Source organism: Nonomuraea sp. NPDC049421, from assembly GCF_040677005.1.
GTDB lineage: Bacteria > Actinomycetota > Actinomycetes > Streptosporangiales > Streptosporangiaceae > Nonomuraea > Nonomuraea salmonea.
On the sequence record NZ_JBFAQA010000036.1, the window covers coordinates 41,896 to 56,453 of the forward strand.

General features: G+C 67.2%; 10 protein-coding genes and 1 pseudogene. 4 read left to right on the forward strand and 7 right to left on the reverse strand.

Annotated elements, in window-relative coordinates:
• Positions 1-32 precede the first annotated feature (32 nt).
• The 3 genes from AB0K18_RS42290 to AB0K18_RS42300 all read right to left on the reverse strand — a co-directional run bounded on the left by AB0K18_RS42290 (position 33) and on the right by AB0K18_RS42300 (position 4,832).
• Complete coding sequence (locus tag AB0K18_RS42290) at positions 33-488, reverse strand: GntR family transcriptional regulator (protein WP_364926491.1); 456 nt, start codon at positions 486-488, stop codon at positions 33-35.
• A 1,285-nt stretch (positions 489-1,773) separates the two neighbouring features.
• Complete coding sequence (gene radC / locus AB0K18_RS42295; RefSeq protein ID WP_355430009.1) at positions 1,774-2,430, reverse strand: DNA repair protein RadC; 657 nt, start codon at positions 2,428-2,430, stop codon at positions 1,774-1,776.
• Between the two features lie 1,685 nt (positions 2,431-4,115).
• The gene (locus AB0K18_RS42300) at positions 4,116-4,832 is read right to left on the reverse strand and encodes a GntR family transcriptional regulator (protein WP_355430012.1); all 717 of its coding nucleotides are present in this window, start codon (positions 4,830-4,832) and stop codon (positions 4,116-4,118) included.
• An 819-nt stretch (positions 4,833-5,651) separates the two neighbouring features.
• Between AB0K18_RS42300 and dapA the strand changes: the two genes are divergently transcribed.
• Both dapA and AB0K18_RS42310 read left to right on the forward strand, forming a co-directional pair.
• A complete protein-coding gene (dapA, locus tag AB0K18_RS42305; RefSeq protein ID WP_364926493.1) occupies positions 5,652-6,569 on the forward strand; it encodes a 4-hydroxy-tetrahydrodipicolinate synthase in 918 nt (305 codons plus the stop codon).
• Positions 6,570-6,623: 54 nt separating this feature from the next.
• A complete protein-coding gene (locus AB0K18_RS42310; protein WP_364926495.1) occupies positions 6,624-8,309 on the forward strand; it encodes a ribonuclease J in 1,686 nt (561 codons plus the stop codon).
• Positions 8,310-8,394: 85 nt separating this feature from the next.
• On the opposite strand, the gene AB0K18_RS42315 is transcribed toward AB0K18_RS42310, so the two are convergent.
• From AB0K18_RS42315 to AB0K18_RS42325, 3 genes and pseudogenes are all read right to left on the reverse strand, one after another.
• Positions 8,395-9,171, reverse strand: a complete 777-nt coding sequence (locus AB0K18_RS42315) for an ABC transporter permease subunit (RefSeq protein WP_364926497.1) — start codon at positions 9,169-9,171, stop codon at positions 8,395-8,397.
• Positions 9,172-9,564: 393 nt separating this feature from the next.
• Entirely contained in the window at positions 9,565-10,329 is a 765-nt protein-coding gene (locus AB0K18_RS42320; RefSeq protein ID WP_364926499.1) for an ABC transporter permease, read from the reverse strand.
• Between the two features lie 77 nt (positions 10,330-10,406).
• Positions 10,407-11,045: pseudogene (locus AB0K18_RS42325) on the reverse strand (ATP-binding cassette domain-containing protein); the annotation flags it as partial.
• Between the two features lie 112 nt (positions 11,046-11,157).
• Between AB0K18_RS42325 and AB0K18_RS42330 the strand changes: the two are divergent.
• Positions 11,158-12,603, forward strand: coding sequence for a histidine kinase (locus AB0K18_RS42330; RefSeq protein ID WP_364926501.1), 1,446 nt, complete (start codon positions 11,158-11,160; stop codon positions 12,601-12,603).
• On the forward strand, positions 12,600-13,241 hold the full coding sequence (locus tag AB0K18_RS42335; protein WP_364926503.1) for a response regulator transcription factor: 642 nt from the start codon (positions 12,600-12,602) through the stop codon (positions 13,239-13,241). Before AB0K18_RS42330 ends, AB0K18_RS42335 begins: the two co-directional genes overlap by 4 nt.
• Before the next feature lie 62 nt (positions 13,242-13,303).
• Here AB0K18_RS42335 and AB0K18_RS42340 read toward each other — a convergent pair whose 3' ends face one another.
• Complete coding sequence (locus tag AB0K18_RS42340; protein WP_364926505.1) at positions 13,304-13,801, reverse strand: DUF402 domain-containing protein; 498 nt, start codon at positions 13,799-13,801, stop codon at positions 13,304-13,306.
• Positions 13,802-14,558 lie beyond the last annotated feature (757 nt).

Consider the following 14,558-nt stretch of genomic DNA (forward strand, 5'->3'; position numbering starts at 1 on the left):
AATATCCAACGGCGAGGCAGCGGGAAGCCCAATCAAGAACCAGGACGTATGGGCCATTTCTCAGGGGTAGTCACGTAGCTGCCCCGATATGGCACAGTGACCACCCAGCCATGTTCTCGCAGATACGCCACAGCCTGCCGTACGGTGACCTTCGCCACCCCATATCGCCGGATCAATGCCCGCTCCCCGGGAATAGCCCGTCTGGGCGCAATATCCCCGCGCTCGATCCCCTCGACAATATCGGCAGCGATCCTCCGATAAATCGGCATATGTACGAACGCCCGAGGCGTCCCAGGCCGCCCGACGAACGTCCCTTCCCCACTGACCGTGAACACCAGCCCCCGCGCCCGCAACTCCCGCGCCACCCGCCGAGCGGTGGTATGAGCGATGAGGTAATCCTTCTGGAGCGCGGCCTCACTGGGCACGGGCTCGCCGGCCTTGAGCTCGCCACGCTCGATCCGATCGCGAAGCAGGTCAGCAACCTGCACGTAGAGGGGAACACGACCCCGCGATCCAGCACACCGGGGATTTTACAATCGCCCTCACCCGGCACCTCCGCCCACCAAGCACCGAACCGGACACTGCCCGTCGCTAAGACGACGCCCCTGCCTTGGCCAGTGGTTCGGCCGCCCGCGCCTCTGCCTCAGTCGGTGGTTCGGCTGCCCGCGTTCGTCTCAGTCGGTGGTTCGGCTGCGTGCGCCCGTCTCGGTCAGTGATTCGGCCGCCCAGCACCCTTGCCCTGGTCGGCGATGCGTCTCCGCGCACCCCACGGAAGACGGGCGGTTGCGGCGTACCTGGCCGACCCCCAACGACCGCCGTCCAGATGCAGACGTCCTAGGGGGCAGATGCTGCCGAGGTGGTAATCGCACAGTAGCGCGGCCACCGCACAAACCCCTGCGTAAGCAACGATTCACGGTGAGGGAGAATGACGGTGGCCGCGATCACTAGTGTGACTGTTGATTGGCGTCGGCGCAGGAGATCCGCGAACCTGGAATAAAAACATGTGGTGAGCGCCGAACCGCGTGGTGCGTACCGGAAGAATTGCCGCCGACCGCGCCGATGGGGCGTTCACGGACAGCAGTGTTCACGGACATCACTGTCTGGCAGTCAGCGGACGGAGTGGAACGTATATCCACTACTCAGGCACATGCGTACACATCATGATTACGCACAGGCGGTGCAGAAAACCGGAAAAATGGTGACGGCCATCGCGATCCTCCGAAGACGCAGTTCGAAGGACATCGAGCGCGATGGCCGCGGACAACAGTTTGCCCTCTGAACGGCCTCCGGTGAAGAGCTTTCCGACCGGTGGCTCCGACTTTCTGTTGCGGACCTTGTGAGGAAGGTCGAAGGACGCAGTGTCACCGGACGGGGTCGCCGCCCGCCCGGTGACCAGGGTGCAGTGGGTGCCTGGTACGCGCCATGGCCCAGCACTGTGCACCGGAGACCGCTGACTATGACACGCCCACAGCAGCCGTCGCCCACGCACCCCGCGTGTCCGCGCATGATCCCGGGCAACGCGCCTGCCCAGACCTCACTCACGAGGAACGGGCTTCACCCGGGATCACACGCAGGACCATGGACATGGCCCCGTGCGACTTCAAGGGGGCATGACGCCATGTCCACGGCGAGTATCGGCCGGCTGACGTCCATAACGGCCTACCCGCGCGATTAGATTCTCATGGTCATCCCTTGGAAAACTGCCGTTCGACGCTATACGCGGGATCATGCCGTTTGCGGAAACCTGCCTCCATCGTCCGATGGGAATTTGATTTATAGCGGAATGCGCCTCCAAGCCCCACCTGAGATGATCACGTGGTCGAGAAGCCGCAATCCGACCGTGTCCGCCGCCTCGAGCAGCCGGGCCGTGGCCTCCAGATCTTCCGGACTCGGATCGAGCGACCCGCCCGGATGGTTGTGAGCGAGCCCGAACACCGCGCCGCCCGCCGTCAGCACCTCCCTGATCACCTCGCGTATGGGCATGACCGTGTGATCGCTGCCGCCCTCGGTCAGCACCGCCCGCTTGAGCACCCGCCCACCGGTGTCGCACGCCACCATGACCAGCCGCTCCTGGGTGCGGTCGTGGAGCAGCGGCGCGCAGGCGTGGGCGAGGTCGGACGTGCTGGTGATGCGTTCGCGCTCGGGCCACGCCTCCGCTCGGCGTACGAGATGAAAGGCCGCCGTCACCCGCGCCGCCTTGGCCGGCCCGATCCCGGGCAACGTGATTAACCGGTGCGGATCCGAACGGCTGAGCCCATCGAGATCCCCACAGTGCTCGATCACCTGGCTGGCCAGGTCGAGCGCGCTGGCTCCCCGAAACCCGGAACCGAGCAGCACGGCCAGCAATTCACGATCGGCCAGCGCGGCGGCCCCACTGGCCATGAGCCGTTCGCGCGGCCGATCACCCTTGGACAGGTCTTTGACTCGCATCGACAACCTCCGCCCCCGTTCTATCAACGCCCACCGACAATCTCTGACCTGCGCAAACGCCCCAATTCCGACTATCGGCACCTTCCCACCCCACCCACCGAAACCCCGTCCTCCAGGCCGCCGTGGACACCCGCTGCCTGGGGCGCATCTCACTGATCGAGTCCTTCAAGGAGCACACGATCCAAAGGACTCGGCGTCACTTGAGAACGTGCAGCAAAGAGTTGTGGCCCGCATAGGCGGGGACACGCCGAGAGCGCGCGGCCCGAGGGCTTGGCGCCTGAGGGCAGGGAGACCGGGCGCTGGGGTGCGAGGACGTCCGGGGTGCGAGGACACCGGAGGGTGGGGGCTCGCGGACATGAGGGGGCGGTGGTGTGAGGGGACGAGAGGACCGAGCGTCTGTCGACGGCGGGCGCACCCCGCGCGCCGCACCCCGCACCCCGCGCGCCACTCCCCGCGCACCCCGCACCCCGCGCGCCACTCCCCGCGCACCCTGCACCCCGCGCGCCGCTCCCCGCGCGCCGCGCACCTTCGCGCCGCTGCCGTAGTCGGCGCCGCACAGGTAGTAGGACTCGGTCGAGGTCAATGTCTCGGTCATGGTCTTCACCGTGAACCGCAACAAGCCGGGGTCCCCGGTCCCGATTTGCTGCGCCAGCCGGAGGTCAGGCGGCACACTGTTGTCGCGGCCATCACGTGGTTCCCTTCGATCTTTAATTGCGCCTTCGGAGGATCACGCGATGGCCGTCACCATTTCCCGGCGCCGTGCCTGTAAGCAGGTCAGACCCTTGCGCCGCTTCCGTGGACGTAACCTCCTTGTACTGCACCGCGCACCCTTGCGCCGCGCACCCTTGCGCTGTGCACGTTTGCGCCGCGCATCCTCGCGTGCTTTCGGCGCTCTGCTCGCCCGCTTCCGCGTGCGGTGGTGTCCGTCCCGCGCCGGGCGTGCCTGGTCGTGCGGGGTTGTGTCCGCCCGCTCGCGGCGAGGTCCAGATGCCCAAGCTGAACCACAGGTACTTCCTCGGTACAGGGTTAGCGGCAGGCCCCGCTTCGGTCATCTCCGCGCCACTGCGCACCTCGCGTCACGTATCCCACGACTGCCTCCGCGGTCCATCGGTCCCAAGTCAGCCGCGCCGCCGCTCGAACTCGGACATTCGCCAGGAGGGATGGGCCGCGCTGCGGCTCAGAGGGCAGCCGCGAAGAAGTGGGCGTTGCCGGGGAGATAGGTGTCCCGGCTGAGGACATGTAACGGAGGGCTGGGCTCTGCACGAAGGCGCCCGGCTGGTCAGGGCGGCTCGGAGCAGGGATCCGCATGGCCGCCAAGCCCCCTGATTAAGTGCAGCCGGCGGCGGAGCATGGCTAGCGAGGCGCACGCTTGGAAAGGTCCGCAAGGGCCTATGTGTGCATGCGGAGGGTCGTGGCCATGCGAGGTCATGGCCCGGCCAGGGACCGGTGCGACGGGGTATTTCAGCCCGACGGGCGACAAAGCGTCTCTCGGTGTTGCCTGAAGCAGGACCTTGGAGCCGCTACGCCCAGTGTGTCCCGGTGCGTTCCCGAAGAGGGTTCGGAGGGTGGCGTGGCAGGGTGTTTCAAAAGCCGTTTGGGTGGCGGCATGGGGAGTATCGCGTGGATGAGTACCGAGGTGGGGAGCTCCGGGCGAGAGAGAAGGTGCTCGCCCGGAGCTCACCGTTCTAGACGGGCATGCTGTACATGACCCGGAATCGGTCGCCCGGGATGACGATGTCGCTCGTCTCCACCGGCCGGTCGCCCGCCCAATGCGTACGCTCCACGTGCAGCACGTGCACGCCGGCCGCCAGGTCGAGAACATCGCTCTCCACCGGCCGCGGGATGCGGGTGTGCACGCTTTCGACGATCTCCGTGATCTTTATGCCGTGCGCGTACATCCGTGTGACGAAGCCCCGCCGGTCCTCGTCGCTGTGGGAGGCGAACTCCCGCATCTCGTACGACGTGGCGAGCTGGAGCGGCCGACCGTCGCCACGGAAGACATAGCGGGTCCTGGTCAGCGTCGCCGTCTCGGGCAACCGGAGCCGCCGGGCGATGTCGGGGCCGGCTTCGGTGAGTTCGCTGTGCCAGTCCCATGTCACGCGTCTGCCCTGCGATTGCAGGTCGGCCGCGAAGGGGGCTGGATGATCGAGGAAACGCCATCGATGCAGCGCGGTCAGGTCGGGACGTTCTCGGACGTAATGTCCCGAGCCCACGCGGCCGATGATGAGGCCCTCGCCCGCGAGTACGCGCAACGCATGACGGGCGGCGGTCTCGCCGACCTGATATTTGCGGGTCAGCTGCGCCCGCGAAGGAATGGGCGCGCCGGGGGGAAGGGTGCCGTCGGTGATCTGTCGCCGGATGTCTTCGACGACACGCAGGTAGACCGGATCTGAGGTGGCCACTAGTCCATCCCTGGGGGTTCGTGTGAGGCGTTGCCCCATGTTGCCGTATTCGGCAGGTAACCGACCGTCATCGAAGGACGCTGGAGCCCCAACTTTGCGATGGCGGAAAATTATCGGAGAAACCCTGTAACGCCGGTGTAAGGGCGGCCGATTCTCCGATAGAGGTCGTCGATGTGTGTACCCCCGAGCACATATCGGCGACCTCTTCCATGTCGGCCTTGCCTGACCGCCGCCTACCTTAGTGACGTACGGCCAGGTGGGACCACCTTTTCTTGGTTCGAAGCCAAGGTCTTCTTGACCTTCCGCTCAGCCCGGCCGCATCGGCCGTCCGTCATGTCGAGGCCTGTCCCAGTACGTCCGCGCCGCCTTGTTCCCTTTCGTGCGCCAGGGGATGCGTATGCCTGAGTGATCACTGACTTGCGCGGTCATGTCCAAGAAGATTGCTTCGCGTGGCGCTGCACCGGCTCCGGATGCGGGGTCCCGAGTAGCGAGCTCTACGCCGGTTTCCGCTGGAGCGCACCCTTAAGGGGCTGGCTTCATGGCGATGCAGGCTGGTTCGACCGTTTCGCGAGAGGGAAGCGCACATGCGCTGGGGATTGTGGGCGAGTGCCGCGGTGGCGTAGGTGGTCTGGGTGCCGGGTACCCTGCGATGAGGGAGTGCGACCGGCCACGGCGATGTGTCGTGACGGTCGGCTGGGTCGTCCGGTGTCGTGCGCTGAGGCGTACAGATGCTGGCGGAAGGGGCAAAACACGGCTCCGGGCAGGCGAAGCGGGGTGGCGACGTCCAATGGATTTCTGAATCCGGGTAGCGTTCGCACTATGGCATCGCCAACTGGAACCACCGACGCGCCCTTCGGCCGTATGCTGACCGCGATGGTCACGCCGTTCACCCCCGACGGTGAGGTCGATTACGCGGCTGTGCGACGTCTTGCCACCTATCTGGTGGACGAGCAGCGAAACGACGGTTTGATCGTCAACGGGACGACCGGTGAGTCGCCCACCACCTCCGACGAGGAGAAGCAGCGCATCGTGAGCGCTGTGCTGGACGCGGTCGGCGACCGCGCGACCGTGGTCGCGGGGGCGGGGACCAACGACACCCGTCACAGCGTCGAGCTCGCCAAGCAGGCGGCGCGCGCAGGCGCCCACGGCCTGCTCGTGGTGACGCCGTATTACAACAAGCCGCCGCAAGAGGGGCTTTACCAGCACTTCACCGCCGTCGCCGACGCGACCGACCTGCCGGTGATGCTGTACGACATTCCGGGACGCAGTGGCGTACCGATCAAGCTTGAGACTTTGCTGCGCCTGGCGCAGCACCCGCGCATCGTGGCCGTGAAGGACGCCAAGGGCGACCTGTTCGCAGCCAGCCAGGTGATGATCTCGACCGACCTCAAGTTCTACTCCGGCGACGACCTGCTCAACCTGGCCTGGCTCTCCCTCGGGGCGGCCGGCTTCGTGAGCGTCGTCGGTCATGTGGTCGGGGCCGAGCTGGCTCGCATGATCGAGCTGCACAAGAGCGGCGACATCGCGCAGGCCCTGGCCGTGCACAACCAGGTGACTCCCGTCGTGGACGGGATCATGCTGCGCGCGGGCGGCGCGATCATGGCAAAGGCAGCACTGAGCCTGGTGGGGATGCCGGCCGGTCCGGTACGGCTGCCGCTCGTGGACGCCACGGAGAAGCAAATCGCCGAGCTGCGTGCTTGCCTGGTGGCCGGCGGGGTGAAGTTGACAGATACCTAGGAACGGGGAGGAACCGGGAGTTTTGAGAACAAGATCTGACCATGGGGGCCGGGCATGAGCCATCCGCATCCTGAGCTTGGCCCCCCGCCGGCGCTGCCTGAGGGCGGCCTGCGCATCGTCGCGCTCGGCGGGTTGGGGGAGATCGGCAGGAACATGGCCGTCTTCGAGTATGAGGGCCGCCTGCTGATCGTCGACTGCGGGGTGTTGTTCCCCGAGCCTGACCAGCCGGGTGTCGACCTCATCCTGCCCGACTTCGAATACATCAGGGACCGGCTCGACGACGTCGAAGCCGTGGTGCTGACGCACGCCCACGAGGACCACATCGGGGCGGTGCCGTACCTGCTGCGCGAGCGGCGCGACATTCCGCTCATCGGGTCGAAGCTCACCCTCGCGCTGATCGAGGCCAAGCTGACCGAGCACCGCATCCAGCCCGTCAAACGCGAGGTCGTCGAGGGCGAGCGGCACGTGTTCGGGCCCTTCGACTGCGAGTTCCTCGCGGTCAACCACTCCATCCCCGACGCTCTGGCCGTCGCCATCAGGACGCCCGCCGGCATCGTGCTGCACACCGGCGACTTCCGCATGGACCAGTTGCCGAGCGACGGCCGTCTCACCGACCTCGGCGGCTTCGCCAGACTCGGCTCCGAGGGCGTCGACCTGCTGATGTCGGACTCCACCAACGCCGAGGTGCCGGGGTTCGTCACCAGCGAACGGGAGATCGCGCCCGTCATCGACGAGGTGATCCGCACCTCCGAGCAGCGCGTCATCGTCGCCAGCTTCGCCTCCCACGTGCACCGCATCCAGCAGGTCATGGACGCCGCCGCCAAGCACGGCCGCAAGGTGGCGCTGGTCGGACGGTCGATGGTGCGCAACATGGGCGTGGCCCGCGACCTCGGCTACCTCAAGGTGCCGCCGGAGCTGATCGTCGACTCCCGCGACATCGAGGAATGGCCGCCCCAGGACGTGGTGCTGATCTGCACCGGCTCCCAGGGCGAGCCGATGGCGGCGCTGTCGCGGATGGCCAACCGCGATCACCCGATCCGCATCGCCGCGGGTGACACCGTGCTGCTGGCCTCGTCGCTGGTACCCGGCAACGAGACCGCGGTCAACAAGGTCATCAACGGCCTGACCAGGTGGGGCGCCCGCGTCGTGCACAAGGGCAACGCCAAGGTGCACGTCTCCGGTCACGCGGCCGCGGGCGAGTTGCTGTACGTGCTCAACCTGACGCGTCCCTCCAACTTCATGCCCGTGCACGGCGAGTGGCGTCACCTGCGGGCGCACGCCAAGCTGGCCGAGCTCACCGGCGTGCCGGAGGACCACATCGTGATCGCCGAGGACGGCGTCGTGGTGGACCTGGTCGACGGGCGGGCGCGGATCGCGGGTGCCGTTCACGCCGGATACGTCTACGTCGACGGCTCGTCCGTGGGTGAGATCACCGACACGTCCCTGAAGGATCGCAGGATCCTCGGTGACGAGGGGTTCATCTCCGTGGTCGTCGTGGTCGACTCCAACACCGGCAAGCTCACGGCGGGGCCGGAGATCCACGCGCGTGGGTCCGGCATCGATCCGGCGCAGTTCGACGAGTTCATCCCGCAGATCCAGCGGGCCCTGGAGGAGAAGGCCGCGGACGGCGTGATCGACACGCAGGAGATCCGCCGGGTCGTGCGGCGTACGGTGGGTCGCTGGGTGAGCGACACCTACCGTCGTCGGCCGATGATCATCCCGGTGGTGCTCGAGGTGTGAGCCTCCGGACGGTACGGCAGGTGGCTTCGCCTGCCGTACCCGCCCGGTGGCCGGCGGTCTGCGCGTCGCCTTGTGGTTACGCATGTCAGACGTCCCTTCGGCGTACCAGTGCGGTGGCGGCGAGAAGCGGGACGGCCGCGTAGCCGATCATGACGGCGGCTGCTCCCAGCGGGGACAGCAATGAGCCGTAGACCGAGGAGGCGTTGCTGTCGCCGATGAGCTGGCGGGGCAACGCGCCGATCATCAGTGACCCGAGGGTCTCGCTCCAGGGCTCGGGGAGGTTGCCGATGATGATCGGCAACACGTAGACGAGACCTGCGACGACGGCGATCGCGGCCGCCGGTGAGCGCAGGAGCGCCCCCAATCCGAGGCCGAGCAGCGCGAACACGGGCACCGTCAAGGTGAGCGCGATCAGGAGCGGCAGCCGGTCGCTGAAGGCGGTGACGTAGGCGCCGGCGAATCGGTCGCCGACCGCACTCCTTACCGCCGCGTACGTGCCGAAGACCGCCACTGCTCCGACGACCAGGGACAGGACCGTGATGGTCGCCGCCTTGGCTGCCAGCAGGGGCCAGCGGCGGGGCACGATCGCGAAACTCGTTCTGATCAGGCCCGTCGTGTACTCGGACGTCATGGCCAGCACGCCGAGGACGCCCATCGCCAGCTGAGGGACGATCACGAACACCTCTTCCAGATACGCGATCCTGGCGGTGGCCTGCCGTCCGGGTGAGGCGGCGTCGTACGTGCCCGCGGCCGTGACGGCGAGCGCGAGGCCCAGGAGGATGGTGCTGAGGGCCAGGCCGACGGTCAAGTAGGTCGAGCGGACCGACCGCATTTTCACGTATTCAGAGGTCAGAACGCTCATTTCGCATCCACTCCGTCGTCAAGGTGGGGCAGGATCTGCCGGGTTATCAGGGAACAGGGAGCACGTCGGTCGTCAGGGGCAGGCCGTCTTCGGGTCCTTGCGCACGCGCAGGTAATGCGTGGGGCCGACATGCGTTGGCGTATGTCGGGTCGTCACGAACGGGTGTGTGTTGGGTCGTCCCGTACGGGCGTGCGTTCGGTCGTCAGGTGCAGAGGTGTTGCGGGTCGTCACGTGCGGGTGCCTGTCGAGTTGTCGCGCGTGCGGGTGTGCGTTGGGCCGTACGGTCACAGGGCTGGGTATGCGTCGGGCAGCACAGGGTCAGGCGAGGGCCGGTTGTCAGGGTCGAGGCGAGGACTTGCGGGGACACGATCGTTCGTTCGGTGGGGCCGCCGGTCATGCGTCTCTCCGTTTGAGAGCGGAGTAGCCGAGGACGAGGGCGATGGTCGGGTACGCGACGAGTAAGGCCAGCGCGGCCCAGGGCGGCAGGTAGCCGTCTCCTAACTGCGAGGACACGCGCTGACCGCCGATCTGGGGCGCGAGGTTCGGCAGGAGGACCGAGGCCATGCGCGCGTTCCACGGAGACGGCAGGTAGGTGACCACCCCCGGCACGACGAACAGCAGCGCGACCAGCGACGCGATGGCACCCGCCGTGGAGCGGATGGCGGCGCCGAAGCCGAGCCCCACCAGTGCCAGGGCGGTCACTGACAGGCCAGAGGCGAGCACAGTGGTCCAGCTCTCGGCGAACGAAACCTCGTTGAAGCCGAGATGGCGGCCGTTCGCGATCAGGCGGCTCACGGCGAAGGTGACCAGGAGTACGGCGTTGGCCATCACCAAAGTCGCCAGCCCCACCACTGCGGCCTTGGCCAGGAGTAAGGCACCCCGCTTGGGGACCGTGACGAGACTGGTGCGGATCAGGCCGGTGGCGTACTCGGAAGTGATCGTCAGCACGCCCAGCACGGCCAGGCTGATCTGCAGGAGTGGCAGGATGCTCTGCTCGGGAGCGGCTGCGCTCAGCGTGCCGCGGACGTCGGCCAAGTCGCGCACGTAAAGCGTCCAGCCGATGCCCAGGACCACCATGAGGGCTGCCGCGCCGAGCGCGTGGTAGGTCGAGCGGACCGAGCGGAGCTTCACCCACTCCGAAGCGAGGACCGACTTCATCGGGCGGCTCCGTATTGCACGCTGCCGGCCGTCAGGGCGAGGTAGGCGTCTTCGAGCGAGGGGTAGCGGGCCGTCAGCTCGGCGACCGTGGCCTGCTCGATGAGCCTGCCCCGGCCCACGATGACGATGCGCTCAGCGGTGAGGGCCATCTCGCTCATGAGGTGGCTGGAGAGCAGGATCGTGCGGCCTTCGGCGGCCAGCGCGCGCATGAGGTCGCGGATCCAGCGCACGCCGTCGGGGTCGAGACCGTTGACCGGCTCGTCGAACATCAGCACCCCGGGGTCGCCGAGCAGCGCGGCGGCGATGCCGAGGCGCTGTTTCATGCCCAGGGAGAAACCGCCCACGCGTTTCCGTGCCACATCCGCGAGGCCGACCTGCTCGAGCACCTGGGAGACGCGCTTGGGGCCGATGTCGTTGGTGAGGGCGAGGCTGAGCAGGTGGTTGTAGGCGCTGCGGCCGCCGTGGACCGCGCCCGCGTCGAGGAGCGCGCCGACCTCGTGCATCGGTCTGCGCAGCGATGTATATCGGCGGCCGTTGACCAGGGCCTGGCCGGAGGTCGGCGCGTCGAGCCCGAGGATCAGGCGCATCGTGGTCGACTTGCCGGCGCCGTTGGGGCCGAGGAAGCCGGTGACGTGACCGGGCTCGACCGTGAAGGACAGGTCGTCGACGGCGAGGGTGGAGCCGTAGCGCTTCGTCAGGTGCTGAAGTTCGATCACGGCGTAAAGAATGCTGGGCGGCGGCGGGCCGGCGCGTCGGACCACGGTTCGAACTTCAAGGTCAGACCCTGGGTTGACGTGCCACGCCGCCGCAGCGGCTACGGTTCAACGCGTGAACGACACGCATCCCTTCTTCGCCAGGCGCCTCAGCCGGCGCCAGCTGGTCGTGCTCGACCTGGTCGCGGGGCTGTGCCTGGCGTTCCTGCTCTTCACGGTCATGGTCAACGCCGTCACGATGCCGCCATGGATGCGGCTGGCCCTTCCGCTCGGGCTGGGGCTGCCGCTCGCCGTGCGCAGGGTGTGGCCCATGCCCGTCTTCTGCCTCACGCTGGTGCTCGCCCTCTATGCCGCGCTGGTCGGCGCGGTGGGCCATGCATACCTGGCTCCCGCGTACGCGTTGTACATCGTCGCCCTGTCCGACAGACTCGGCGCGGTGGTGCCGACGTCGGCCATCGCGGCGGTGAGCCTGGTCACAGTCCTGGGGCTGACGGTGGCCGGCACGTCGCGAGTCGGTGCGCCCGACTGGATGGTCCATCTCGACCAGCCGCTGCTGGGCATCGGGGCGCTGGGCGGGGCGTGGACGATCGGCAGGGCGGTGCAGGAGCGCAGGTCGTACGCGGCGCGTGAGGCCGAGCGGCTGGCGGCGCAGGCCGTCACGGAGGAGCGGTTACGGCTCGCTCGCGAGCTGCATGACGTGGTCACGCACAGCGTGGGACTGATCGCCATCAAGGCGGGGGTCGCCAATCACGTTCTCGCGTCCAGACCGCAGGAGGCGCACGACGCCTTGCGCGTGATCGAGACGGCCAGCCGGAGCGCGCTCGTGGAAATGCGTCACCTGCTCGGCGTGCTGAGATCGTCGGACACTCCCGACCGCGCGCCGGCGCCAGGGCCGGCCGGCATCGAGCGGCTGGCGGAGCAGGTAAGGCTGGCGGGGGTGGACGTGGACCTCGACCTCCACTTCGCACCGGATGCTGCTGCCGGTGGTTCGGCGGCTAGCGGCCCGGCGACCGCCGACTCTGGGGCCAGCGGTTCTGGGGGCAGCGGATCTGCGGTTGGTAGTTCGGTGGTCGACGGTTCTGCGGCCGGCGGTTCTGCGGTGGGTGGCCCGGTAGCTGGTGGTTCGGCGGTGGGCAGCTCGATGGTTGATGGTCCTGTGGCTGGCGGTCATGCGGTCGATGGTCGTGCGGTTGGCGGTTCTGCAGCCGGTGGTTCTGCGGATGGTGGGTCGTCGGCTGGTCATGTCGGGGATTGGGCGCGGCTGCCTGAGGGTGTGGGGCTGTCGGTCTACCGCATCGTGCAGGAGGCGCTCACGAACGTGGTCAAGCACGCCGCACCTGCTCGGTGCCGGGTGTCGGTGGTGGCGGATGAGAAGGAGGTGCGGATTGAGGTGCTTGATGATGGCCCGAGGAAACGCACCTTGCCGTCCGATGGCGCGGGGCATGGCCTGATCGGCATGCGGGAGCGGGTCAGTATGTACGGCGGTACGTTCGAGGCGGGGAGCCGTCGTGGGCGGGGGTTCCGGGTTTTCGCGACATTGCCTTATGGGGAGGGTTTGTGATTCGCGTGGTCGTCGCCGATGATCAGGCGCTTATTCGAGGGAGTTTCACCGTACTGGTCGATTCTGAACCTGACCTTACGGTGGTGGGCGAGGCGGCGACTGGAGCGGAAGCCGTTGCCGTCGCGCTGGAGCAGCGGCCTGATGTGGTGTTGATGGATGTACGGATGCCCGAAATGGACGGCATCGAAGCCACGCGCCGTATCAAAGATGTTTCCCGAGTGCTCGTCGTGACCATGTTCGACCTTGACGCTTATGTGTATGACGCGCTCCGAGCGGGGGCCAGCGGATTCCTCCTGAAGGACACGCCGCCTGCGGATCTGCTGGCCGCCGTTCGCGTGGTCGCCCGGGGAGAAGCGCTGCTGGCGCCTGCGGTGACGCGGCGGTTGATCGAGGAGTTCACGCGGGCTCCCGTTCTGCCGAGGGTGAAAGGGCTGAACGGCGTCACCGAGCGGGAAAGGGAAGTGTTAATGTTGATCGCGAGAGGCTTGTCGAATAACGAGATAGCTGCCCATCTGCAAGTGAGCCTGGCGACAGTGAAGACACACATCACCCGGTTGCTGGCCAAGCTGGAGGCCCGGGATCGGGCACAGCTCGTTATCGCGGCTTATGAAAGTGGGCTGGTTGCGGCCGCCGGGTGATGTGTGATCAGGGTGTTGATGATGATCGCCTTAGTTTTCGATCAGGTCTCAGTGCGATGCATTCATGATGCTTTTGTTTGCCAGGCCAAGTGCGCTCCACCGAACGGGCCCTGCCTTTTCGCGACTGCGTCGAGAAGCCAGCGTGCTGATTCTTCCGCTCGTTTGATCAACTCGGTGGGATAGTTCAAGAGAAGCTGATGCTCGGCGAATTCGTCTTCGTCGTCGAGAACGAGACGTCCGTTCCTCAATCTGATGACGTCCAGGTCGAGGTCGAGCATGGTGACCTCGTCGTCTCTCCACTCCGGGACCGTGGTGACGTCGATGTAGAGGTCGCTCTTGTGGGGCGGGATGTGAAATGAGGCAGTCCACCAGGCGTTCCGGGGGAAGAGCATGGTGACCGGGGTCTTCCAGGTGACAGGAGGGGCATCGCCTTTACGGGCTAACGTCCCGCCGGGCACGTCCGCCCAGACGCCGTGCTCGTCCTCGCCGAGCACGCGGCCGGGGTGGTTCCAGTGCAGTGCGCCGCCGTATTTCCTGAAGACGATTCGCACATCGTTCATGTGGTGATACGTATCCGGAGCTAGTGCGGCTCACACGGAATCTCCGGTGTTGGGGCCGTAGCAGGCACGACGGGGGGTCAAAAACGCGACGGTGCCTGGACTGGCCATTCCTTCGGACAGGCGGCGATTGTACCGACCCCAACGGTGTGCGAGGAGGTGAGGCGGGATGACGGACCTTTGCTCGGCAGAAGTTGTGGGATGCAGGAAAGTACGCGAGGACGCGGGGCTGCTCCTCGCCGAGGTTGTCCGCTGGCGGAAGGTTGCACAGCCCGAATCGTGGTTCGAGGGTGATGTCGGGGACAGTGCGGCGGTACGGGGTCGGCCCGCGTGCGAGAACGCGGCGGTGAGGGTGCGCCGATTGGCGGTGAGGGTGGGGTTGCATCTCGAGGGCCGGCATCCCACAAGAGGCTGCATTCCGTGTGAGGCTGCATCGCGGGGGCCGGCGTCCGTGTGAGGCTGCATCGCGGGGGCCGGCGTCCGTGTGAGGCTGCATCGCGGGGGCCGGCGTCCGCGTGCGGTTGCATCGCGGGAACCGGCATTCGCGTGCGGTTGCATCTCACGTGGGGTTGCGTTCCGCATGGGGGCGCCCCCCGGGGGCGGGGTTCAAGGTGCGGTGGCGAGGGGGCGGGAGGCAGCGGTGAAGGTGGCGTTCGGGGCGGCGAGGGCGGTGCTTAGGTCGGGGTGGCGAGGGCTGTGCGTGGGGCGGTGCTTAGGTCGGGGTGGCGAGGGCTGTGCGTGGGGCGGTGCTTAGGTCGGG

Excerpts from the sequence above, each read along its gene's own strand:
- AB0K18_RS42310 (WP_364926495.1), top strand. The coding sequence starts at position 6,624 with ATGAGCCATCCGCATCCTGAGCTTGGCCCCCCGCCGGCGCTGCCTGAG.
- AB0K18_RS42315 (WP_364926497.1), bottom strand. The coding sequence starts at position 9,171 with ATGAGCGTTCTGACCTCTGAATACGTGAAAATGCGGTCGGTCCGCTCG.
- radC (WP_355430009.1), bottom strand. The coding sequence starts at position 2,430 with ATGCGAGTCAAAGACCTGTCCAAGGGTGATCGGCCGCGCGAACGGCTC.
- AB0K18_RS42320 (WP_364926499.1), bottom strand. The coding sequence starts at position 10,329 with ATGAAGTCGGTCCTCGCTTCGGAGTGGGTGAAGCTCCGCTCGGTCCGC.
- dapA (WP_364926493.1), top strand. The coding sequence starts at position 5,652 with ATGGCATCGCCAACTGGAACCACCGACGCGCCCTTCGGCCGTATGCTG.
- AB0K18_RS42340 (WP_364926505.1), bottom strand. The coding sequence starts at position 13,801 with ATGAACGATGTGCGAATCGTCTTCAGGAAATACGGCGGCGCACTGCAC.